Source organism: Arthrobacter sp. Y3221159, from assembly GCF_059089885.1.
On record NZ_JBNHFC010000003.1, the window covers coordinates 98593 to 121463 of the forward strand.

Genomic DNA, 22871 nt, shown 5'->3' on the forward strand with positions numbered 1-22871 from the left:
CGCGGCAAGCAGGAATGTCCCCCTGCCCCGGAATGAACGGGCGCATGCCGCAGTTGTAGCCGGGGCAAGACAACCGGAAGGAACCATGGACATCCCCACCGCCTCCATCGAGCGCTGGCAGCGCTTCCGCGCCAACCGCGACAAAGCCCTGGCGGCCCGCCACGGCTGGCTGACACTCACGTCCTTCCAGTGGCTGGAGGACGTCCCGTCCGCCGTCGAACTGGCTCCCGGCCTCTGGTCAACGGACGGCACCGCGTCCAGCCAAGGCGCGACGGCGTCACTCACCGCGGTGCCGGCCGACGGCCTGACGCTCGTGGAGACCGGGGAGCCGGTGGACGGCACCGTCACGGCCGCGCTCGCCGACGAGGAATCGCTGATGTGGGTCCGGTTCGGCGGACCGGACGGTGACCAGGTGGTGGTGGAGCTGGCCATGCGGGCCGGGCGGTACGCGATCCGGACCAGGGACTCGGACTCCCCGGTGTCCTCCGGGTTCGACGGCGTTCCCACTTATGCCTACAACCCCGACTGGGAGGTGACGGGCCGGTTCGAGCCCTACCCGGAGCCGGTGGATGTCCCCATCGCCACCGCCAACCCGCTGGTGGACGGCGTCCACCGGAGTGTTGGTGAGGTGGTGTTCCGGCTTCCCGGGAGCCCCCATGAGTTCCGGCTGCAGGCAGAGGAGGAGAAACTCGGCGCGCTGACGGTCACGTTCCATGACGAGACCAACGGGGACACCACGGACGACTGGCGCAAGCTCTCCATACCGCGGCCGCGGCCCGACGGTTCCGTGGTGCTCGACTTCAACCGGGCCATCAACTACCCCAGCGCCTTCACCCCCTACGGCACCTGCCCCATGCCCGTGAAGAACAACAGCCTGGACATCCGAGTGGAGGCAGGTGAGAAGCTGCCGTATCTGCTGGAATCCTAGGCGATGGCGGACATGCCGGTCACCGCGCGGCCGGCGATCAGGGTGTTGATCTCGAACGAGCCTTCATATGTGTAGATGGCCTCGGCATCAGAGAAGATTTTCGCCATCTGGTAGTCCGTGACAATGCCGTTGCCGCCCAGGATGGACCGTCCCAGGGCCACGGTTTCGCGCATCCGGGCACTGAGGTAGGACTTCGCCAGGGCAACCTGGGCCATGTTCGCGGCACCTTGGTCCTGCAGCCGGGCGAGCCCCGCCATCATCCCCATGCTGGCCACGGCGTTGCCCAACATGGTGACCAGTTGCTGCTGGATGAGCTGGAACTGCGCCAGCGGGCGGCCGAACTGGTGCCGTTCGACGGCGTACTGACGGGCGACGTCGAACGCGGCCAGCTGCTGCCCCACGGTCTGCCACGCCACCATGATGCGCGAGCTGCGGAGGAGTTCCTTGGTGTCGTCGAAGCTGCTGATGGCGGCGAACCGGTCCGATTCGGCCACCCGGACGTCCTTGAACACGATGTCCGCGTTCTGCACCGTCCGCAGCGCAATCTTGTTCTCGATCCTGGTCCGGCTGATTCCGGGCAGGGTGGCGTCCACGATGAAGCCGCGGACGGCCCCGTCTGCCTCATCCCGAGCCCACACCAGCATGTAGTCGCAGAACGTCCCGTTGCCGATCCAGCGCTTGGCGCCGTTCAGCACCCAGGTGTCCCCGCCGCCGTCGGTCCTGCCGGTTGTTGACGATATCCGCCGGGCACGGGTTTCCATCCCGCCCGCAACGTCCGAGCCGTGCTCCGGCTCGGTGAGGGCGAAGGCACCTGTGATGCGCAGGTTTGATGCATCGGAGAGCAGGCGCTGCTGCTGTTGCTGGCTGCCGAACGCGTAGAGGGACTCGACGAAGAGGTCGTGGTGGACCAGGAAGAACGTGGCGAGGGACGTATCCACGCGAGTGATCTCCGCGATGACCAGTCCCGCGAACAGGTTGCTGTAGCCGCGCTGGGCCGGCGTGCTCAGTTCGAGGGCGGCCAGTTTGGGCAGGATGTGGGCGGGAAATTCTGCCTTGTTCCACCAGTCCACGGCATACGGCGCGACTTCGGCGGACAGGAACGCCCGCAACTCGGCCAGCTTGTCCCGTTCCGGCCGGCTCAGCAGGGACTCGACGTCGAAGAAGTCGGCTGCGGGCAGGTCCACCTTGCCTCCTGCGGGGGCGGTCACTTGGGACCCATCCGGATAGCACCGTCCAGGCGGATGGTCTCACCGTTGAGCATCGCGTTGTCGACAATATGGGCCACCAGCCGGGCGTATTCCTGCGGCCGGCCAAGCCGGGACGGATGCGGAACCTGCGCGCCCAGGGAGTCCTGCGCCTCCTGCGGCAGGCCGGCCATCATCGGGGTTTCGAAGATTCCGGGTGCGATGGTGACCACCCGCACCAGCGAGCGCGCCAGTTCCCGGGCGATGGGCAGGGTCATCGCGGCCACCGCACCCTTGGACGCAGCGTAGGCCGGCTGGCCGATCTGGCCTTCGAACGCCGCCACCGAGGCGGTGTTGATGATGACACCCCGCTCTGGACCGCCCAGTTCGGTGACGGCGGGCTCGGTGGCCACCATGGCTGCGGCGGCCAGGCGCAGGACGTTGAAGGTTCCCAGCAGGTTGACCTGGACAACGCGGTTGAACGCCTCCAGCGGCAGGATTCCCTCACGCCCCAGCACCTTGCCGGGAGTGGCGATTCCTGCGCAGTTCACCACGATCCGCAGCGGCCCGAGCCGGCCGGCGGCGTCGACGGCGGCCTGCACCTCCGCTTCGCTGGTCACGTCCGCGGGGGCGAAGACGGCGGATTTCCGGGTGCCGCCCAAGCCGCCAGAGCCGCCAGGGCCGCCGGGGGCTGGCCTGGCTTGCCCGGCGTCGGCTGTGGCAGCAGTCTTGTTCAATTCGTCCGCGAGGGCGGCCCCGGCGGAAGACGGTAGGTCAAGGATCACCACGGAGGCGCCGGCGTCGAACAGGGTGCGGACGGTGGCGGCACCAAGGCCGGACGCACCTCCGGTGACGAGCGCGACGCTGCCTGCAATGTCCATCCATCCTCCTTGATGTGGCCCCTCAACCGCGGGTGCAGCCGCAGCGTATCAGTTAGTGAATGTTAACTGAAGAGCCGGTCGGTGCGCACCACCGGCCGTTCCCGCCCGGTCCGTGCGCGCCCCGTTAGGGTGGAACCCATGACCTCCCGCGATACCGCTGGTTCGGCCTGGCAGGACCGCGCCACCCATGCCGCACGGTCCATCACGGCGCTATTCGGCCGGAAACTGCTCTTCCTGCCAGGCACGCACCTGGCCGTCGTGGCATGGAACCCCCGGCCGCCCGTACAGTCGGGCCCTGCCTGGCGGCCTGTCCTGCGGCGACTGGCCTCCGGCGCCGCCCTGGCCAGCCCGTGGCACTACTGGTGGCAGGCCCATTACGTGGACTGCCTGGTGGACACCGGCCGGCGGGAACTGGGCAGCGGGGCAACACCGGCGGCACGGTTCAACGGCCCGGGCAACCCCAGCGCCGGGCAACTCGCTTCCAGGCTGGTGACCGGGATCCGGCTGCGCAACGCATTCACCTTCGTCAACAACTACTACGACGACATGGCCTGGCTGGCCTTGGCGACGCTCCGCCTGGAGGCCCTCGCCGAGGAGACACGGAAGCCGGGCCGCCGCCGCAATGCCAGGGTCCGCGAAACCCTGGTGCTGCAGTTTGACGCCGCGAGCACGGATGACCTGGGCGGCGGGGTGTTCTGGAGCAAGAAACGGGACTTCAAGAACACGCCCGCAACGGCTCCGGTAGCGCTCTTTTACGCCCGCACCGGGCAGCGCGCCAAGGCACAGTCACTGCTCGACTGGCTGGACCGCACCCTCTTCGACCCGGAGCAGCGCCTGTACCTCGACGGCGCCCGGCTTGATGCCGTCGGGAACGTGACGGTGGACCGGGCTGTCTACACCTACAACCAGGGGCCCGTGCTGGGCGCCCTCCTGGAACTGGGCGGCGATGCCAACCTTGCCCGGGCGGCGGAACTGGTGGACGCCGTGGACCGGCACCTCACCGTGCCGGCCCTGGATGCGGGCGACGCCCGACCCCGCACGGTGCTGCACTGCGAAGGGACGGGCGACGGCGGCTTGTTCACCGGGATCCTCTGCCGCTACCTGACCCTGGCCGCCACCGACAGCAGGCTTCCGGAGGCTGCCCGCGCAACGGCGGCGCGCCTGGTGACGGACACCGCCCAGGCGTTATGGGACGGACGGCGCACGCTGGACGCCGGAGCAGCGCCCGGCAGCCGTCCGGGCCGGAGCGTCTTCTCCATGCATGCCGCACGGCCGGCGGAGCAGACGTATCCGCCGGGCGCCGCCGTCGAGCTTTCCACCCAACTGCAGGCCTGGATGACGCTGGAGGCTGCTGCAGCCATCCCCGGTTCCTAGCGGATCCCAGCCAGCGGCGTCACGGAACCGCCCTTGAGTGACACCTGCCCGCCTTCGGCTGCCAGCCGCGCTTCCTTCGCGCCGTCGGGCGGGAACACCAGCGACGTCAGGGTCTGCCGGCCGCCGTCCACGAACACTTCCACGGAGGAGCGGTCAACGTAGACGGTGAGGCGGACAGTGTCGCCGGTGGAAGGACCTTCAACCGCCCGCACGTCGCGGTACACGGGATCCACCGCGCCCTTGCCCGCCGGCAGGTCGTCCCTGTCCTTGATGGTTGCGGACACGGCATCGTCCCGGACCACGAAGGCCTTGCCGCTGGCAAAGTCGTAGCCCACGGTGGCGTAGGTCCTGCCGCCGCTTTGCAGGAGCATCCGCGCCTCTCCAGTGTGGTCTGCAGGCCGCTCAAATTCGAGCTCGGCCTTGTAGGCGCCGCTCTCCGGTACGGCCAGCGCGGATTCCTCCGCCAGGGGCCCGGCCGGCACCTGCGCCGCTTCGCCTTCCAGCGACCGCAGCGCGGAGGTGGGTGTGGACACCAGGGCCGGGCGGCCGCCGTCGGACTCCAGCCGGAGGTCACGCACCACGGAGGCCGCCCCGAACCAGTTGTCCGTGGGCAGGTTACGGGCGTAGGCCCAGTTGTTCATCCAGCCGATGGCGTGCCGGGAGGCCTTGCGCTGCCCGTCCGTCAGGCGCGGATCGTCCCAGGTGACGGCAGCGTAGAAGTCCGATCCGCCGTCGAGCCACTGGTGCCCTCCGTCCGGTGCGAAGCCCTTCCCGTCAAAGTCGCCGGTCCAGTACGCCAGGCCGGTGGTCCGGCCCTCGTCCGCGCCGTTGGCGCTGGCGGCCAGCACCCAGGTGCGCTTGGCGGGGTCGCCGTCCACGTCCATCTGGAAGAAGTCCGGGCATTCCAGGATGCCGAGGCCGTCCCGCTCAAACGCGGATACGTAGGTCCAGTCCTTGAGGTCCGTGGACGTGTAGAAGCCGATTTTGTGGCCCTCGGCGAGCAGCATCAGCCACTGGTTGTTGGCCTCATCCCGCACGATCCGTGGATCCCGCCAGTGCTCGGCGCCGGGGTTCTCCATGACCGGATTCTGTTCGTAGTTCTGGAAGCTGTAGCCGTTGTCCGTGGAGTAGAACAGCGACTGCCGCTGGACGCCGTCATGCTGCTGGGTGAGGACGGCGATCACGGCCCCTTTGCCAAAGCCCGCGGTGCCCTCCGTATCCACCACGGCGGACCCCGTTTCAATGTCCCCGAGGCCGTTGCGGAACTTCTCGATTGCCACGCCCTCGTTGTTCCAGTGCACCAGGTCCGTGCTGGTGGCGTGGAACCACTCGGTGCCGTTCCCCTCGGGGTAGTCCACGTTGTAGAGGTAGTAGTAGTGCCAGAGCCCGTCCAGGAAGAACGGCCGCTGGGGGTCATTCATCCAGCGCTGGTCCGGCGTCAGGTGGTAGGCGGGACGGAACCCGGGGTCCTCCGCCGGCGCCTCGAGTGCCGAAGTGTCCGGTTTCGGCCAGGACTTGCCGGCGCCCAGGTCTATGAGCAGGGCATCCCGGGCTTCCGGGCTGATGCACTCGGGGAGCCGGACTGCCTCAGCGTCCTCTTCCACCTGATCGGAGGCCGCGCTGCTCCGCAGGAAAACCTTGCCTTCCACGCGGACACCCGCCAGCCACCCTGTCCCGCACTCGATGGCGCGGACATCCTCGGCGCCTTCTGCTGGAACGGCCCCACCGCGTTCAGCCAGGGTCGCATCATTGCCCTTGAGCCACAGGGAGGCATAGCCGCCGTTGCGGTCCATGGCAGCGGCCTGGGCGGCCGCCACCGCGTCAAGCACGCGTCCGGCAGTGGCGGCAGGGCCAGGCCTGGCGTTGCCGGCGAGCACCAGCGAGACTGCCAGGACGAGGACAGCCGCGGCAGCTGCCGTCCACACCAGGAGGCGGCGGTTGGCGGCGAAGCGTTTGAGGGCGGGAAGTACCGGTCCGAGGGTATGTCGGGGCATGAAATTCAATCCGTCGCTGAACGCGCAAGTGCCGTCCCCCGGCTCGGGGAACGGCACCAGTGCAAGTGAGCCATTAATGTTACCGGTTCGTTATCCGGAACCCCAATCGTGTCGCGCACATCCCTCCCTAAGGGAGGAGCTTTTGTCCAGATATGCGGCCCTTCGGGCACTGGAAGTCACCATTTCTGGACAAAAACCCAATAAGGGTTTACCCGGCTCCGCCTGGGCGCTGCTTCTGCGGGTACGGGGCCTCGCCCCGGGCCAGCATTTCCACGAAACCCGCGATTTTGCGCTCACGGGTGGCAGGCTGCTTCACCGAGTTCGTCCGGTGGATCAGGGCGAACCGGTTGGTCCTGGTGAGGACATCGAACATGGCCTGGGCTGCCGGAACGGCGGCGATGGCAGCCGCCAGGTCCGCGGGGACTTCCGCCGTCGCCTGCCCCGCGTATGCCTTGTCCCACCGTCCGTCGGCCTTCGCGGCGTCGACGGCGGCCCGGCCGACGTCGGTCATTTTTCCCGCTTCCTCCAGGCGCGCCACGTACGTGACGTTCCGGGCCGACCATGCACTGCGGGGACCGCGCGGCGTCATCCGCTGGTAGGAGCTTTCGTCATCCCGGCGCCGGGCCTGGCCGTCGATCCAGCCGAAGCACAGCGCCTCATCGAGGGCCGCGGCGTAGTCGAGTTCGGTGACCTGCCCGCCCTTCTTGTGCAGCACCAGCCACACTCCGGGACTGCTCCCGTGGTTCGCCTCCAGCCAGCTCCGCCAGGCGGCAGCATCGGGCACCAGCAGTTCCTCGAGTTCGATGGCCATGCGCCTATTCTGCCCGTGCTTTGCCGGCGCACAAGCCCCATCCCCTTCGCGCCCCGCCCGTGGCATCATGGGGCTCATCGCACTGTTGCCGAGATGAAGGACAAACCGATGCTTCGCGTCCGCCCCCTGCATTACACGTCCAACATCGAGTCCTGGGACCGGCTGCTGACCACCCTGGGCCTGGTCCTGACGGAGGGCGACGGCGGCTTCCGCGTCTACGACGCCGGTGCCGGCAGGCTGGCCCTGCACGAGGTTCCCCAGGGGGCTGCGGAAGACGGGACCACGGCGCTGGCAGTGGAAGCCGGCGACCTGGCCGAGTTCGCCCGCCGCACCAACCTCGCGGCCCAGGACGACGGAGCAACACCCGCCGAGCTGGTCACCGAATCCCACGGCGAAGCCTGCCGGATCACGGCGCCTGACGGGTTCACCTTCCTGGCGGACAAAGCCGCCACCGTCGATGGTGACTCGGGCGCGGACCCGGCGCTCGCCGTCGTCGGGGTCTGGTTCACGGAGGAGGCCGACGCCGCCGCCCGCACCCTGCAGCACATCGGCGCCCGGCCGCGGCCGGTGCCGGACAACGACGAAACCGCGGACTTCACCGCGAAGAACGGCGGAGTCCTCCTGGTGCGCCCGGCGTCCGGGCCGCCGCGGTCCGGACTGGGCTTCGAGTACGACGGCGGCCTGGCCCCGCTGCGGGACCGGCTCACCGCCGCTGGACTTGAGGCAAGCCTCACCGAGGAGGCTTTCGGGAGCACCCTCCATGTGGCCAACCCGGACGCGGCCGGGCCCGGCGCGCCCTCCGTGCCCGCGACAGTCTGGATCTCCCAGCACCGTCCCATGGGGTAGAAATAGACCATGAACGTGCGCACACCTGACCCGAATCCCGGCTGGCTCTCCGAAGAAGACCTCTTTGAGGCGCGCGGGCGGCTGCCCATGGTGTACGTGGAGGCCGTGCCGGTCAGGCTGGATCCGCTGGGCTACGTGAACGAAGTGGGCACCTTGCTGCAGGCCGACGAGGACGGGACCATGGTCCGCTCCCTGGTGTCCGGCCGCGTCATCTACCGCGAAACCATCCGCGCCGCCCTCCTCCGGCACATGGAAAAGGACCTCGGGCCGCTGGCGTTCCCGCAGCTGCCCATCAGCCCGGTCCCCTTCACGGTGGCCGAATACTTCCCGGCCCCGTCCCAGACCGGCTTCACCGATGACCGGCAACACGCCGTATCGCTGGCCTACGTCATTCCCGTGACCGGAGAATGCGAGCCGCGCCAGGATGCCCTGGAACTGACCTGGATGACCCCCGAGGAAGTCCTCAGCCCCGGCGTCCAGATGGAGTTTTCCGGCGGCCGCGGCGGCCTGATCCGCCAGGCCCTGGCATTCGCCGGCGTCGGCTCCTGACAACCCCGCCGGAACCTGGGGGTCCCGCGAATAAGCCGCCCGCCTTTGTAGACTGGACGGCGGACCGCAAGAGAACTTAAGGACTCCCATGACCGAAACACCAGCCGCCCGGAACCATCGTGAGCTGCAGGCTGGATCCCTGACCACCGGCAGCCTCATCCTCCTGCCCGACGGTGAACGGACGGCGGAGATCCAGGCGGTTGAGCTGGAACGGGACGATTTCGGGTCTCCCGCGCTGGTGCTCGCAAGCCTTGCCGGCGGCGGAACCCTGCGGATTGCCGTGGGCGCCACCGTCACCACCATCGAGCCAGGTTCCGCCACAGCGTCCGACGGCGCCACGCACCTTTCGCTGGCCGCCGCGCCGAGGGAGGATGCGCCCGCGGAAGAACCAGGTCCACAGGCCGGGCTGGCGCACCGGGCTGAAGCCGGGCAGGAGCAGCCCGGCGGCGAGGCGGCAATCACGTCTGCGGCGCCCGCCGTCGTCGTGCCTCCCCTGCCGCCGGTTCCGCCGGCCGCCAATGTTCCCAGCGAAGAAGAGCTCGCACTGATCCCGGCCCCGGACGGCACCCCCGAGTCCGTCGTGGAAGCCGCCGCGCATGCGCATCCGGACGCCACCGGAGTCCAGTTGCTGACCGACCGGTTGTCCAAAGGCATCAATTTGAAGTCCGGCAGCTGCCTGAAGGACCTCAGCGACCTCGCGCACGAACTGTTCGTCACCCTCAAGGATGCCGAGGGCGCGCTGGCGGTTGCCGACCTCCTCACCGTCCTCCCGTACGACGGAAACCCCGGGCGCTGGACATCGGTGGAGGCCTCCCTGGCACTGGCCAGCTACATCTGCCGGCAGGACGGCCAGAATGAGCGGGCAGCGGTCTACGAAAAACTGATCCGGACGCCCGAAAGCCATGAAACGGACCCGTTCAAGGCACGGATGGCGGCCAAAGTCCGGCAGCGCTCGCTCAACGAGCCCAACCTGTACGACAAGGAAATTTTCCGGTCCATCGACAACTCGAACCACGACGCCGAGCGGGAATGGCGGCTGCTCCGGCTCGAATCCCTGCTGTTCCTGAGGGCGCACGGCGGGTCCGAGACCATCGGCATGGGCGAGCTGGAGCGACGGATCAGCAACGAACTTGAGGCCGTCCGCTCCTGAGCAAATTGCCCCTACCCGGGGCCGGGCCGGAGTTGTACATTCGGGGCTATGACGAACAATCTCAGCGTAGTGATCAACGCCGATGCACCGCAGGTCTGGACCATGCTGCGTGAACCGTCCAAGGTGGCCCAATGGCACGGCTGGCAGGCCGAGGACCTGGATGCCGAAATCAAGGAGATCTACTTTTCCGGCGACGTGGAAGAAGCCCCGGACCACACCAGCCTGACCGTGCACGGCGGCGACACGTTCGAGCTCCATCCCGTTCCGGGCGGCACCCAGGTCAGCGTGACGCGCGGGGCGCTGGACCACAACTCGGAGTGGGCGGCCTGGGACGAGGACATCACCCAAGGCTGGCTAACGTTCCTGCAGCAGCTCCGGTTCGCGCTGGAACGCCACCCGCACGGCAAGCGCCACACCCTATTCCTGCATCTGACCGAGGGCCAGGGGTCGGCGATCGAAAAGCTCGGGCTGACGGACCTGCCGGCACCCGGTGAGCCATACCAGCTGCGCCTGGGCACCGGGGAAGAAATCAGCGGCAAGGTCTGGTACCGCACCAGCCACCAGGTGGGGCTCACCGTCCACAACTACGCGGAACACGGCGAGGGGCTCCTGGTGGTGGCGGACCATCCCGCCATCAAGGACGTGCGTGAGGAGGGTGAAGGGTCCATGGTCATCGTCTCCACCTATGACCTTGGAGCTGCAAAGCTTGATTCCATCCGTTCGTCCTGGGACTCCTGGCGGGCCGAAAACTACTCCGCGTCCGAGCCGGTGAGCTGACGGGCCTGGCTGGTTTTCCGGCGCCCTACTAACTGCTGGCGCTGCATGGATTGCCGGCGCCCCCGCTGATTGCTGGCGCTGTACCGATTGCTGGCGCTGTACCGATTGCTGGCACACTGGTACGGTGCCAGCCAACCCCAGTTCCGCTCCATCTGCGGCCTCCGCGCAGCCCCCCGTACACCTGCCGGAGCAGTCCGGGTTTTCCTTCACCGTGGGCACCCGGCTCGCTGAATCCTGCCCGCCCACTGCCGCCCAGGTGGCGGACAACGGCGGCGAATTCCTGGGCCGCACCGGCACCATCACCACTCCCCACGGCGAGATCCAGACGCCAGCCTTCATCGCCGTCGGAACCAAGGCCACGGTCAAGGCGGTGCTGCCGGAATCCATGGCGGACCTCGGGGCGCAGGCGCTGCTGGCCAACGCCTACCACCTCTACCTGCAGCCCGGTGCTGACATCCTGGACGAGGCCGGCGGGCTTGGCGCCTTCATGAACTGGCCCGGGCCCACCTTCACGGACTCCGGCGGGTTCCAAGTGATGAGCCTCGGCTCAGGGTTCAAGAAGGTCATTGACATGAAGTCGGTGGACGCCTCGGGGCCGGACGACGCCGTGGCACCCGGCAAGGAGCGGCTCGCCCATATTGACGACGACGGCGTCTGGTTCAAGTCGCACCTGAACGGGGACCGGCACCGGTTCTCCCCCGAAATCTCCATGCAGGTCCAGCACCAAATCGGTGCGGACATCATGTTCGCCTTCGACGAGCTGACCACGCTGCAGAACTCCCGCGGCTACCAGGAGGAGTCCCTGGAACGGACCCGGCTGTGGGCGCTGCGCTGCATCGACGAGCACTTCCGGCTCACCACCGAACGGGAGGGGAAGCCGTACCAGGCCCTGTTCGGCGTCATCCAGGGCGCGCAGTACGAGGACCTGCGCCGCAAGGCCTGCCGGGACCTGGGCGCCATGCCGTTTGACGGGTACGGGATTGGCGGTGCCCTGGAGAAGGAGAACTTGGGCACTATCGTCCGGTGGTGCAACGAGGAACTGCCGGAGGACAAGCCGCGCCACCTGCTGGGCATTTCCGAGCCGGACGACATTTTCACCGCCATTGAGAACGGCGCCGACACCTTCGACTGCGTCTCCCCCACCCGGGTTGCGCGGAACTCCGCTTTCTACACCCCGCACGGGAGGTTCAACCTGTCCGGGGCAAAATACAAGCGCGACTTCGGGCCGCTGCAGGAGGGCTGCGACTGCTATGCCTGCACCCATTACTCCCGGGCGTACATCCACCACCTGTTCAAGGCCAAGGAGATGCTGTCCGCCACCCTGATTTCCATCCATAACGAGCGGTTCGTGGTGAAGATGGTGGACGACGCCCGGCTCGCGATCGAGGCCGGGACGTTCTTCGACTTCAAGGCCGAAACCCTGGCCCGGTACTACTCCTAGCCCCGCTAGCAGAAGCCGTTTCGACGGTTCCCCGCATAGAGATCGCCGGAACGCTGCCATTCCGCTGGAGCGCTCCGGCGACCTGGATCCGTTCCAGCGAGCAGGGTTTTCCACATGGCGACCACGGCGCCTGCCAGAACCAGCCACGGCCCAGCAGTCTGGATGGATGATGCAGTCCCAGCCAGTCCCGCTTCCTGCGCTTCCGAGCACCGGAAACATGTGGCGCACGGCCCAGTTGCACGAAAAGGGCCTCAATTCGCGAACCATCAAACTATTACTAAAACACGGGAAGCTGGTCCGGCTTCGTTATGGCTGCTACATCCGCGGAGAGCTGTGGGACAGGCAGTCGGCCCCGCTGCGCAGCCTGCAGTTGATCTACGCCCACGCGCACGGAACGCTCACGACGTCCTCGGGAGACTATGTCTACAGCCACACATCGGCCGCGCGACTCCACCGTTTATTCCTCTGGAACGTCAGCGATGTGGTCCATATCCTGCTGCGGGTCCAGCCTTCCAGCGAACGCCTCGGTCCAGATGTCCGCGGGCACACCATGCCTTACACGGACGCCGACGTTACGGTCATGGAGAATCTGCGGGTCACGTCGCTCGAACGGACCGTGGTGGACTGCGCGATGATGTTGAACTATCAGCAGGCCCTGGTGCTCATGGATCACGCCCTGAGGCTAGGCGCGGATCTGTCGCTAATCCATGGCATGGCAGAGGGATTCCATGGGCGCCGCGGTATAAGGAACCTCCGTAAGGCACTGGCCAACGCCGATCCTAGGTCCGAATCGCCTGGTGAAACGCTTACCCGCGAACTCATTTCCCGTCTGAAACTGCCTGCTCCCGAACCGCAGGTTGAGGTCAGTACCCGGGCAGGCCGGTACCGTCTGGACTTCGCGTGGAAGGAGAAGAAGGTTGCCCTCGAATTTGACGGAAAAACCAAGTACTTCGATTACAAGCCGACGGCCGATGTGTTGTTCCTGGAGCGGCAGCGGGAGAATGCCCTGACGGAGGACGGCTGGAAATTCGTGCGCGTGAAATGGCAAGACCTCTTTCGCGAGCAGGAGTTCAAAGTCCGGATCCTGACCGCGCTCCGGCGATAGCCCCGTCGTCGAAATCGCCGGATTGCCACGAGCCCGCCGGAGCCGCCCGGCGGGCTGGGCGCGTTCCGGCGACTTCGCCGAATCAGGGGGCGGAGGGCTTACGCGACGATCTTGGCCGCCCCGTAGCTGGGTTCCCGCTTCTTGATCCAGCCGATCACCAGCGATGTGACCGGGACCAGGATGAACTCCACCAGGGTCTTGTACACGAAGCCCGCCACCACGTAATTCACGAACATTCCGAAGTCGGTGATTCCGATGACCGACGCTGCGATGCTGCAGAAGATCAAGGTGTCCACGAACTCGCCCGCCACCGAGGAGCCCATGATCCGGGCCCAGAGGGACTTCTCCCCCGTACGGGCCTTCATCCGCACCAGGATCCACGAGTTGATGGTCTGGCCGGCAAGGAACGCCAGCAGCGAGGCCAGCACGATCTGCGGCACCGGACCCAAGGCACCCTCAAGGGCGGCCTGCTTGGAGGCGCCGAAGTCGTCGTCGAATCCGGGAAGGGCGATGATCACCCAGTAGCAAAGCGAGGCGAACACCGAGAGCGCAAACGTGGTGACGATGGCTTTCCGCGCCACCCTGAAGCCGTAGACCTCGCTGATGACATCGCCGAGGATGTACGCCAGCGGGAAGAGGAAGAAGCCGCCGTCCGTGATGATCGGCCCCAGGAGCACCCCTTTGGAGGCGCCGATGTTGGACAGGATCAGCACCACCGCCATGATTGCCAGCATGATCCCGAAGTACGGGGACCCGATGGAGGCGAAGCGCGCGGCGCCTGAAGCGGCGGAGGTTTCGGGCAGGGCATTCTGGCCGGAGGCAGATGGCATGGGAAGTCCGTTTCGTAGTGGTTCGCTCGGCGTCTGAAAGCAGGTGGGACACCGGCTGTATTAGCACTGTCGCCTTATTCTCCCACCTGCACGCGTGCGGGTTCGAGCGGAACTTACCCTCCGTTAGAAGCTCGGGCAGGCCGGCTCCCTTGTCGCCCTGAACACCCCCGGTCAGCCGCCGCTGTACTGCCACACAAGGAAAACGGCCGACGCCGGATGGCAGGATGGGTGCATGACTTCCGTTTCCGCTGATGCAATGCCGCACGTCACCAGCCCGGCCGTGGTGCTCACCATCGCCGGCTCCGAAGCAACCGGCGGTGCCGGTGCGCAGGCCGACCTCAAGACCTTCCAGGAGCTGGGCGTCTTCGGCATCGCCAACCTGACCTGCATCGTCTCGTTCAATCCCGCCGACAGCTGGAACCACCGCTTCGTGCCTGTGGACCAGCAGGTGATCTCCGACCAGCTGGAGGCAACCACCGCGGCCTACGGGCCGGCCTCGGGCGCGCCGTCCGTGCTGGACACGGTGAAGATCGGGATGCTCGGCAGCCCTGCCACCATCGCCACTGTTGCCGGTGCACTGAAGGACAACGACTTTGGGAATGTGGTCCTGGACCCGGTCCTGATCTGCAAGGGCCAGGAGCCAGGCCACGCCCTGGACACGGACCAGGCCCTGAAGGCGCAGATCCTGCCGCTGGCCACGTTCGTGACGCCGAACCACTTCGAGGCGGAGTCGCTGTCCGGACTGGAAATCACCGACGTCGAATCCCTCAAGGCAGCCGCCGTGCGCATCCATGAGCTCAGCGGCGCGGCAGTGCTGGCCAAGGGCGGGGTGCGGCTGGCTGGCCCGGACGCCGTCGACGTCTTTTATGACGGCCAGACGCTGGAAGTCCTGAGGGCGCCGAAGGTGGGCGATGTGGCCGTCTCCGGTGCGGGCTGCTCGCTTGCCGCCGCCGTCACAGCAGAACTGGCCAAGGGTTCGTCACCGCTGGAAGCCGCCCGTACCGCCAAGGAATTCGTGACGGCCGGGATCCAGAACCGCGTGGCGTCCGGCGCGCCGTTTGACGCACTCTGGCAGGGCGGCCCGCGCTAACCGCCCGCCCGGCCCGGTCACGAACGCGGGTCGGCCACCTTCCCCATGAAGAGCGGCAGCCCCGTTCCGCCGTGGACGATCTGGTAGTGGAACGGCCGGTCGAAGGCGATCGACACGGCGGGCTCGGGCGGTGCACTGACGGCCCGTCCATTCAGCTGCGTGACGGCGGCCGCCACAGTCCCCTTCTCCGCCACGGTGATGTTGGCGGCCTGGGCGGCCTGCGTCAGCTTCAGCCCCGGCTGGATCGCATCGAAGTCCGTCTCCGTGGTGAGCGTGCGGGACAGGCCCATGGCTTCCAGGACCTTCCGAAGGTCGAAGCTGCTCTTGTGGTCCCAGCGGGGCACCGTGATGCGGACGGGCTGGACCGGGGCGGACTCCAGCGCCTCACCAATCCGGGCCAGCTCATCCGCGGACGGTCCGGCGGGGGTTTCGGCAGCCGGCAGCACCAGGCGCATCACGGCTCCCTCCGCATAGGGGAGGTCCACCGCCCGCCACCGCTCGCTCTCGGCGTACTTCATCCCCACTGCCTGGCTCATTGTTGGAACACTCGCCACGTCGCCGTTTCCGGTGGTGAAAGGCCTGTCAGTGGTGTCCGCAGGGTCGAAGGGGGTGTTCCAGGCCGCGGCGAAATAGATGGCATTGAGGAGGCTGAAGGTGTTCCTGGGGTCGAACTTGGCCGGGGCTTTCTTGATGCGCCCGCCCGTGTTCCTGTCCACCCATGCATCGATGGCGGGTTCAGTTGCGGTCCGGTCACGGAACTCGACCATGTGGACGCCCGCACCGTAGTGCCGGGCCAGGCCGGCCAGGTAGCCCTCGCCCACCGGGGTGTGCCTGTCCAGGAAGAGCCCGTTGGCAAGGTGGATGACGGGCTTCCGTGGCGGATTGTCTTCGTCAACGGCGCCGGGATCGCCGTCGTATATTTCGACGGCGGCTAGCAAGGCGTTCGCTGCCTCGTCGCGGCGTGCTCCGGGAAGGGCGAGGACGCGGTCAAGTTCCGCGGCCGCCTCGCCGCCCGCTCCGGAGCGAAGCATCAGCAGCGCTGTAAGCAGGCTTCCGGGTGCTGCGATGACGTTACCCGCGGCGCCGTCCCCGCCGTCGGCAAGGAGGGCCGCACCCAGCGTGTAGGCGGAGGTGCGCAGGGCACCAATTTCAGCAGGATAGGCAGCGGCGTCCAGCGAGACCCGTTCCACCCCAGGTGCCGTCACCAGCTCCGGGGGCGCGGCCGCGCAAGCGGGAAGCACAGCCACAAGCCCCAGCATTGCCAGCACCGCACGCCGTGGAACGTTCATGTCTTCCCCTGTGCTTCCCAGGCAGTTAGGCCGCGGCAGTACCGCCACGAAGGACCGGATGGTTCCAGTAGAGCAGGGGGCCGGCTGCCGGACGATGCCGGAAGGGTTACGGTTTGCGGTCGTTTCGGTCACGCCGCGAAGCCGGGCGTTCCCCTGCGCATCACTCCGGCCGGGCGCGTTCGACGGCGGCACGCGGCGCCGGCGTCGAACACCACCGGCGCCGCGCCCTACCTAGCGGTTGGCACCTGCCAGGGTGCCGGCGTCGTCCGTCTTTGCGGCGGCCCAGGCGTCGCCCTGTTCCCTGTCCAGGTGCGTGGCCTTCTTGTTCTTGAGGGCGAAGATGTAGACGACCAGCGAAATGGCGATGGCGGCAGTGACGTAGGTGAAGAAGAGCTCCACCTGGCCTGCCTTCTGCAACGCCGCGCCGATCAGCGGGACCGTGCCGCCAAAGAGCGAGTTGGCAATCGCGTAGCCCAGGCCCACGCCCAGGGCACGGATGGAGGCCGGGAACAGCTCCGCCTTCACCAGCGCGTTGATGGAGGTGTAGCCGCCCACGATCAGCAGTCCGCCCATCATCAGCAGGAACGCGGTGAAGGGGTCCTTGGTGCCGGAGAGCGTGGAGAGCAGTGGCCAGGTGAAAAGGACGCCGGTGATGCCGAACCAGACGAGCAGCGGCTTGCGCCCGATCTTGTCCGAGATCAGGCCATAGACGGGCTGCAGCAGCATGAAGATGAACAGTGCCCAGAAGTTGATCACTGAGGTGTCGGTCTTGGCGATGCCGGACGTATCGTTCATGAACTTCAGGATGAAGTTGGTGTACGTGTAGAACGCCACGGTTCCGCCCAGCGTGACGCCGATGCAAATCAGCAGCGGCCGCCAGTGGCTGGTGAACAGCAGCTTGAGCGTTCCCGGCTGGGCTTCGCCCGGAGCCTGGACGTGAGCCGCACGGATCTGGTCCGCGGAGACGGTTTCCTCCATGGACCGGCGGAGCCACAGCACCACCAAGGCTGCCACGCCGCCCAGTGCGAACGGAATCCGCCAGGCCCACTCGTTGAGCGCTTCACCGCCGACGGTGTTTTGCAGGATCACCAGGACCAGCAGGGCCAGCATCTGGCCGCCCACCAGGGTCACGTACTGGAAGCTTGAGAAGAAGCCGCGGCGGCGCGACGTGGCGGCTTCGGACATGTAGGTGGCGCTGGTGCCGTACTCGCCGCCCACAGAGAAGCCCTGCAGCAGGCGGACCAGCACCAGCAGCACCATGGCCCAGATACCGATGACATCCTGGGTGGGCAGCACGGCGATGGCGAACGAGCCCGCGGACATCAGTGTCACGCTGAGGGTCAGGGCTGCCTTGCGGCCGTTGCGGTCGGCGTACCGGCCGAAGAACCAGGCGCCGATGGGCCGCATGAGGAACGACGTCGAGAAGACAGCCATTGCCTCCAGCCCGGCCTGCAGGTCGTCCTTGGAATTGAAGAAGTGGGCCTGGAAGTAGGCTGCGAAGACGGTGTAGACGTAGAGGTCGTACCACTCCACCAGGTTGCCGGCGGAGCCTTTGAGGATGTTGCCCACGGCCCGGCGGGTCTGCGCTGCTTCGGTGAGGGGTGCCCCAGGGTGGGCCGCACTGTTCGGCGGCGCTGCTTGTTCGGTGCTCATCAATGAACCTTCCTTGCGTGAACAGTCTTCCGAAAGCGCGGAGGACCCCCACCAAACTATGGGTGACGCACGGCACAACCAACGCGGCGGCTGCTTTCCTAACACTTCCTTAGGATTCAGGCCCGTCCGGGAAAAAACGCCCGCCAGAAGGTAGTCTCCAAAGGCGGGGACGGCTCAACCCCGGCAAAGGACAAGGAAGATGGCAATGGACGTGTTGATCGTCGAGGACGACGACGCCATGGCCGGCGCCCTCACAGCCGGTGTGGCGACGGCGGGCCTGAAAGCGACCAGGGTGTCGCGTGGCGCGGACGCCCTGCTGGCCCACCGGAACTTCCACGTGATCCTCCTGGACCTGGGCCTTCCGGACATGGACGGGCTGGAGGTGCTGCGGAAGCTCCGCCAGGTTACCGACTGCCCCATCCTGATCCTGACAGCGCGCGACGACGAACGCAGCGTGGTGCTGGGCCTTCGTTCCGGCGCTGACGACTACCTGGTTAAACCGGTCAAGCTCGTGGAACTGCTGGCACGGATCGAAGCAGTGACCAGGCGTATGCGGCGTGGCAGCGGAAGCACCCCGCACACCATTGTCCTGGATGACGTGGAGGTGGACCTGGACCGGCGGACCGCTGCGAAGGACGGGGCCCTGCTGCCGCTGACGGCTACCGAATTCGGCCTGCTGGCCCTCCTGGCCCGGAATGCGGGGTCAGTGGTGACCCGGGAGCAAATCCTTGACGCCTTGTGGGGCGACGCGTTCCTGGCTTCCTCCCGGTCGCTCGATGTCCACCTCACCGGGCTCCGCGCCAAGCTGCAGAAGCCCGGGTTCATCATCAATGTCCGCGGCGTCGGCTACCGGGTGGAAGCGGAGAGCCGGTGAGGCCGCGCGTTCTCGGCGTCCTCAGCGTGCTGTGCCTGATGGTGGTCTTCCTGGTCTCGGGCACCATCCTGGGAAGCGCCGCCCGCGAACTCACCCAGGAAGTCCAGATCAACAGGGCCGCATCCCTGAACCGGCTGGCGCAGGTGGCTTTCGACGCTGCCGCCGACGGGGACACAGTGCAGCTGCAACGGGAGATGGACACCTACTCCGGCCTTTACGGGGAGGGGGTTGTGGTGCGGCTGCAGCAGGGCATCCTGGCGTCAGGCGGCCTGGCAGGAGACCGGGCAGATGTTCAGGACGCGCTGTCCCGGGCCGGTCTCAATGTCACCGATACGGCCCTTGCCCCGCTGGGGCCCTTCGGGTCCGGCTCCGAACTGATCTTCCGGCCGTTCGGCAGCGCCAGCCAGGTCCTGGGCGGTGTGGTCCTGGACGTCCACCTGGATACGGCGCGCCAGAAGCTCCGCGGGCGTTGGCTCCTGGTGGGGGCTGCCGCCGTCGCGGTGGCCGCGGTCCTCCTGCTGGCTGCCGCACGGGTCACCTCCTGGGTGCTGCGGCCGGTCCTCCGGCTGAACTCGGCAGTGACCGAGCTGGCACGGACAGGGCGTGCAGGCCGCCTGCCGGAGGACGGTCCGCCCGAACTGCGCGAACTGAGCCGGTCCTTCACCGCAATGGCGCGCACGGTCGGCGCCAGCATCGAGTCGCAACGCCAACTGATTGCGGACACCTCACACCAGCTGCGGAACCCCATTGGGGCACTGCGGCTGCGGCTGGATGTGCTGCAGCTCGAGCTCCAGACCGCCCGCGAGCGCGAAGCCGCGGAGAATGTGATGGCGGAGCTGGAGCGGGTGGAGGACATCCTGGACGGGGTGCTGAAGCTTGCGGCCGCGGAACACCGGGCTTCCGAGGATTCGGCGCGGCCCTTCAGCGCTGGTTCCCGGCCGGCCGTCGAACCGTCCGACCCCTTCCCGGTCCTGCAGGGGGAAGTTGAGCGCGCCGCTCCTGCCGCAGGGCGTGCGGGGTGCCGGCTGGTCCTGGCCGAGGCTCCCACCCCGCCGGCGGAAGTCGCCTGCCACCCGGCGGAACTGGGCCAGATGGTGGGGGAACTCCTCACCAACGCCATCAAATACGCCGCCGGGGCCACGGTCACCGCTGCGGTCCGCCGGCAGCGGGACCGGGTCATAGTGGAAATTTCCGACGACGGGCCGGGCCTTTCCGAGCAGGAACGAACCCGTGCCGCAACGAGGTTCTGGCGCGCACCACGCCATGCACCGGTGCCCGGGACGGGATTGGGGATGACCATTGTGGGCGAACTCGCCGCAGCCAACGGCGGCCGGCTGGTGCTCGCTGAGGTGGCGCCCCACGGCCTGTGCGCCCGGCTGGAATTCCCGGCAGCTCCTTCGGTTGCTGCCCGCCCGGCTTCCGGCCCGGAAAAAGGGCTGGCCGATGGATGACTGCTTTCCCGCGCTGGTTCCTTCCCGGCGGGTGCTCTTCAAGACCGTCCTGGCAGCGGCGGCGGCCGCCGTGCTGCCGGCAGCCCTGGCCGCCTGCTCGGGACAACGTCCCGGCCTGCTGACCGTGGCCGGCGGCGAGCCGGGCGGGTTCTACCTTGAGTTCTCCACCCTCCTGGCTGCGTCCCTGGAGCGCCATGGCGTGGCGGACAAGGCTGAGGCGGTGTCCACCGGCGGCAGCCTGGACAACCTGGCCGAGCTCCGTGGCGGCAGGGCCACGTTCGGGGTCGCTCTTGCGGATGCGGCAGCCGCAGCCCCGGAACCCGGCACGGAGGCGGTACCGTTGGCGGCCCTGGGCAAGGTCTACGAAAACTACGTCCATTGTGTGGTGCGCGGGGACAGCGGAATTGTGGATCTGTCCCAGCTGGCCGGCCGGACCGTGGCTGTCGGCCAGCCGGGATCCGGAACTTCCCTAACCACCCCGCGGATCCTTGCGGCAGCAGGCCTGGATGCCCGGACGGCGGGTGGCGCAACCGCGGACGGGACGGTCACCGTCGTAAGCCTTGGGCTGAACGACGGCCTGGCCGCCCTGAAGGCGGGCACGGTGGATGCCCTGTTCTGGTCCGGCGGCGTGCCCACCGCCGCGGTTGCCGCCGCCCAGCAGGAGGTGCCGCTGGCACTGCTGGACCTTTCGGCGCTGCTGCCGGAGCTGCGCAAGCGGCACGGGGCGCAGTATGACCGCGTGCTCATTCCCGAGGGCAGCTATCCCGGCGTGCCGGCGGTCTGGACGGTGGGCGCCGCGAACCTGCTGCTGTGCCGGGCGGACCTGGATGCCGCCACGGTGGAACGGACCGTCCAGCTGCTGGTGCACCACGCCGGCGAACTGATCCCGCAATCCAGCCTGGGCGTCCAGTTCCTCAGCCCGGAAACCTTGATCAACACGGCCGGCATCCCGCTCCATCCGGCCGCGGTTGACGCCTACCGGGCGCTGCACGGATAAAGGGCGCCATCAGCTTCCGGAGTGGGCCTGCAGGAAGCTGTATACCTCCGTCTCGTCCACGCCGGGAAAGGCTCCCGGCGGCATCGCGGCCAGGAGGTGCGAGTGGGCGCGGGCTGAAGGCCAGGCATTACCGGCCCATTCGGCGGTGAGGGCCTCCGGCGGGCGCTTGCAGCACGTGGGGTCGGGGCAGTTGGAGGTGGCCCGGGCGGTGGTTTCGCGCCCGCGGAACCACTTCACGTGCTGGTAGGGCACCCCGATGCTCAGCGAGAACTCGCCGGTGGCCGAGCGTTCCGTGCGGGCCGTGCACCAGTAGGTGCCCGAGGGGGTGTCCGTGTACTGGCTGTAGGCGCTGAATTTGTCCGGCACATCGAACACGGCGCGCGACGTCCACGCCTTGCAGGACGGCTGGCCCTCGATGGCGCCGGTATGGTCCTGCGGGAAGTTCACGCCGTCGTTCTCGTAGGCCTTGTAGATGATGCCGCTCTGGTGCGTCTTCTGGAAATGGGTGGTGATACCCAGGTGTTTGGTGGCGAGGTTGGTGAATCGGTGGGCAGCGGTCTCGTAGGAAACGGCGAAGGCGTCGCGGATGTCCTCCACGGCGATTTCCTTGGCAGCTTTGGCTTTTTGCAGAAATTCCACCGTTGCCTGCTCGGGCAGGAGCAGGGCGGCGGCGAAATAGTTGGTTGCCACCCGCTGGGCCAGGAAATCCCCGTAGTTGCGGGGTGTCTCATGGCCCAGAACGTAGTGGCCCAGAGCCTGGAGCAGGACCGAGCGCGGATCGTGGTCCTGCCGCTGGCTCTGCGTCAGGTAAATTTTGCGGTTCTTCAAATCAGTCACGGAGCGCGTGGAATGGGGCAGGTCGCCGACGTGGTGCAGGGTGAAACCAAGGTGCGCGGCAATGTCGGCAATGACGTGCTGGCTCAGCGGGCCGGTGGTGTAGCCCACCTCCTTGAGGACCTTCTGCGCCTCGGCTTCATACTCCGGAAAGTAGTTGCCGCGCTCCCGCATCATCGCCCGCAGTTCCCCGTTCGCGCGGCGCGCTTCTTCCGGGGTTGCCACCTGCTCGTTCATCTTGCGCTCGAGCTCCTGCAACAGGCCCACCTGGGCTTCCAGGACATCCAGCGGCAGCCGCGAACTGATGCGGATTTTGGGCAGGTTCAGGGACTCATAGAGGGGGCCGCGCTGGTACCGTTCCAGCTCGATTTCCAACGCTGCGCGGCGGCTCGGCGGCTCCGCTCCGAGCAGCTGGTCAATGCTCACGCCGAGGGCGCCGGCAAGGTGCTGGAGCAGGCTGAGTTTGGGCTCGCGCTTTCCGTTCTCGATCAGGCTTAGCTGGCTGGGCGCGGTCCCGACGGCGGCGCTCAGGTCATCGAGCGTCAGCCCGGCCTGTTTGCGCAGATGGCGGACGCGGCGGCCCAGGGAAATGACATCAAGGTCGGTGGATGGGACGGACGACGGCTGGGAAACGTCCCTGTTCCAGCTTGAAGGCGACATTTCTGCAGGATACGCGAAGAAGTGCATTTCTTTCCACTCTTTTTAGCTAGAAAGGGGGTTGAAAGTGCTGAAAAGTAGTTCACACGGAAAGAACACCGCACCGGAAAACCGGTGGGAACCTCAACGACGAGGTTCCCACCCACCGAATTCCGG

20 protein-coding genes are annotated in these 22871 nt (G+C 67.4%); 12 read left to right on the forward strand and 8 right to left on the reverse strand.

The genetic code is table 11. The annotated features are described in order from the left end of the window. Positions 1-85: 85 nt before the first annotated feature. Positions 86-928, forward strand: a complete 843-nt coding sequence (locus AC5RT3_RS04565) for a DUF1684 domain-containing protein (RefSeq protein WP_494123610.1) — start codon at positions 86-88, stop codon at positions 926-928. Here AC5RT3_RS04565 and AC5RT3_RS04570 read toward each other — a convergent pair. Then, entirely contained in the window at positions 925-2136 is a 1212-nt protein-coding gene (locus AC5RT3_RS04570) for an acyl-CoA dehydrogenase family protein (RefSeq protein ID WP_494123611.1), read from the reverse strand. The two genes, AC5RT3_RS04565 and AC5RT3_RS04570, sit on opposite strands and share 4 nt — an antisense overlap. Continuing rightward, the gene (locus AC5RT3_RS04575) at positions 2133-2993 is read right to left on the reverse strand and encodes an SDR family NAD(P)-dependent oxidoreductase (protein ID WP_494052071.1); all 861 of its coding nucleotides are present in this window, start codon (positions 2991-2993) and stop codon (positions 2133-2135) included. The genes AC5RT3_RS04570 and AC5RT3_RS04575 overlap by 4 nt, the downstream gene beginning before the upstream one ends. A 138-nt stretch (positions 2994-3131) precedes the next feature. On the opposite strand from AC5RT3_RS04575, the gene AC5RT3_RS04580 reads away from it, so the two are divergent. Beyond that, entirely contained in the window at positions 3132-4367 is a 1236-nt protein-coding gene (locus AC5RT3_RS04580; protein ID WP_494123612.1) for a glycoside hydrolase family 76 protein, read from the forward strand. Here the strand turns inward: AC5RT3_RS04580 and AC5RT3_RS04585 are convergent. Together AC5RT3_RS04585 and AC5RT3_RS04590 are read right to left on the reverse strand one after the other, a co-directional pair. Then, the gene (locus tag AC5RT3_RS04585) at positions 4364-6361 is read right to left on the reverse strand and encodes a glycoside hydrolase family 32 protein (protein ID WP_494123613.1); all 1998 of its coding nucleotides are present in this window, start codon (positions 6359-6361) and stop codon (positions 4364-4366) included. The genes AC5RT3_RS04580 and AC5RT3_RS04585 overlap by 4 nt on opposite strands. Before the next feature lie 208 nt (positions 6362-6569). Further along, a complete protein-coding gene (locus AC5RT3_RS04590; protein ID WP_494052074.1) occupies positions 6570-7172 on the reverse strand; it encodes a YdeI/OmpD-associated family protein in 603 nt (200 codons plus the stop codon). Positions 7173-7280: 108 nt separating this feature from the next. Between AC5RT3_RS04590 and AC5RT3_RS04595 the strand changes: the two genes are divergently transcribed. From AC5RT3_RS04595 to AC5RT3_RS04620, 6 genes are all read left to right on the forward strand, one after another. Continuing rightward, positions 7281-8018: a VOC family protein gene (locus AC5RT3_RS04595; RefSeq protein WP_494052200.1), complete on the forward strand. Its 738-nt coding sequence runs from the start codon at positions 7281-7283 to the stop codon at positions 8016-8018. A 9-nt stretch (positions 8019-8027) separates the two neighbouring features. Beyond that, complete coding sequence (locus tag AC5RT3_RS04600; RefSeq protein ID WP_459793545.1) at positions 8028-8567, forward strand: NUDIX hydrolase family protein; 540 nt, start codon at positions 8028-8030, stop codon at positions 8565-8567. 88 nt (positions 8568-8655) lie between these two features. Next, positions 8656-9717, forward strand: coding sequence for a DUF6707 family protein (locus AC5RT3_RS04605; RefSeq protein WP_494052075.1), 1062 nt, complete (start codon positions 8656-8658; stop codon positions 9715-9717). Between the two features lie 48 nt (positions 9718-9765). Further along, positions 9766-10494 (forward strand): SRPBCC family protein, encoded by a 729-nt coding sequence (locus AC5RT3_RS04610; RefSeq protein WP_494052076.1) that lies wholly within the window; start codon positions 9766-9768, stop codon positions 10492-10494. Between the two features lie 124 nt (positions 10495-10618). Beyond that, complete coding sequence (tgt, locus tag AC5RT3_RS04615) at positions 10619-11935, forward strand: tRNA guanosine(34) transglycosylase Tgt (RefSeq protein ID WP_494123614.1); 1317 nt, start codon at positions 10619-10621, stop codon at positions 11933-11935. 166 nt (positions 11936-12101) lie between these two features. After that, positions 12102-13040: a type IV toxin-antitoxin system AbiEi family antitoxin domain-containing protein gene (locus tag AC5RT3_RS04620; protein ID WP_494123615.1), complete on the forward strand. Its 939-nt coding sequence runs from the start codon at positions 12102-12104 to the stop codon at positions 13038-13040. Between the two features lie 98 nt (positions 13041-13138). On the opposite strand, the gene AC5RT3_RS04625 is transcribed toward AC5RT3_RS04620, so the two are convergent. Continuing rightward, the gene (locus tag AC5RT3_RS04625) at positions 13139-13870 is read right to left on the reverse strand and encodes a queuosine precursor transporter (RefSeq protein ID WP_494123616.1); all 732 of its coding nucleotides are present in this window, start codon (positions 13868-13870) and stop codon (positions 13139-13141) included. A 232-nt stretch (positions 13871-14102) separates the two neighbouring features. Here AC5RT3_RS04625 and AC5RT3_RS04630 point away from each other — a divergent pair, with 232 nt between their 5' ends. Continuing rightward, on the forward strand, positions 14103-14960 hold the full coding sequence (locus AC5RT3_RS04630; RefSeq protein ID WP_494123617.1) for a hydroxymethylpyrimidine/phosphomethylpyrimidine kinase: 858 nt from the start codon (positions 14103-14105) through the stop codon (positions 14958-14960). Positions 14961-14977: 17 nt separating this feature from the next. Here the strand turns inward: AC5RT3_RS04630 and AC5RT3_RS04635 are convergent, their stop codons facing one another. After that, positions 14978-16249, reverse strand: coding sequence for a serpin family protein (locus AC5RT3_RS04635; protein WP_494123618.1), 1272 nt, complete (start codon positions 16247-16249; stop codon positions 14978-14980). 231 nt (positions 16250-16480) lie between these two features. Continuing rightward, a complete protein-coding gene (locus tag AC5RT3_RS04640) occupies positions 16481-17902 on the reverse strand; it encodes an MFS transporter (protein ID WP_494123619.1) in 1422 nt (473 codons plus the stop codon). A gap of 205 nt (positions 17903-18107) precedes the next feature. On the opposite strand from AC5RT3_RS04640, the gene AC5RT3_RS04645 reads away from it, so the two are divergent. Genes AC5RT3_RS04645 through AC5RT3_RS04655 form a run of 3 tightly spaced genes read left to right on the forward strand, consistent with a single transcriptional unit; the run spans position 18108 to position 21224 of the window. Beyond that, positions 18108-18776 (forward strand): response regulator transcription factor, encoded by a 669-nt coding sequence (locus AC5RT3_RS04645; protein ID WP_494010825.1) that lies wholly within the window; start codon positions 18108-18110, stop codon positions 18774-18776. Continuing rightward, positions 18773-20227, forward strand: a complete 1455-nt coding sequence (locus tag AC5RT3_RS04650) for a sensor histidine kinase (RefSeq protein ID WP_494123620.1) — start codon at positions 18773-18775, stop codon at positions 20225-20227. Before AC5RT3_RS04645 ends, AC5RT3_RS04650 begins: the two co-directional genes overlap by 4 nt. Beyond that, positions 20220-21224, forward strand: coding sequence for a TAXI family TRAP transporter solute-binding subunit (locus AC5RT3_RS04655; RefSeq protein WP_494052083.1), 1005 nt, complete (start codon positions 20220-20222; stop codon positions 21222-21224). Before AC5RT3_RS04650 ends, AC5RT3_RS04655 begins: the two co-directional genes overlap by 8 nt. 9 nt (positions 21225-21233) lie before the next feature. On the opposite strand, the gene AC5RT3_RS04660 is transcribed toward AC5RT3_RS04655, so the two are convergent. Continuing rightward, entirely contained in the window at positions 21234-22745 is a 1512-nt protein-coding gene (locus AC5RT3_RS04660; RefSeq protein ID WP_494052084.1) for a helix-turn-helix domain-containing protein, read from the reverse strand. Positions 22746-22871 lie beyond the last annotated feature (126 nt).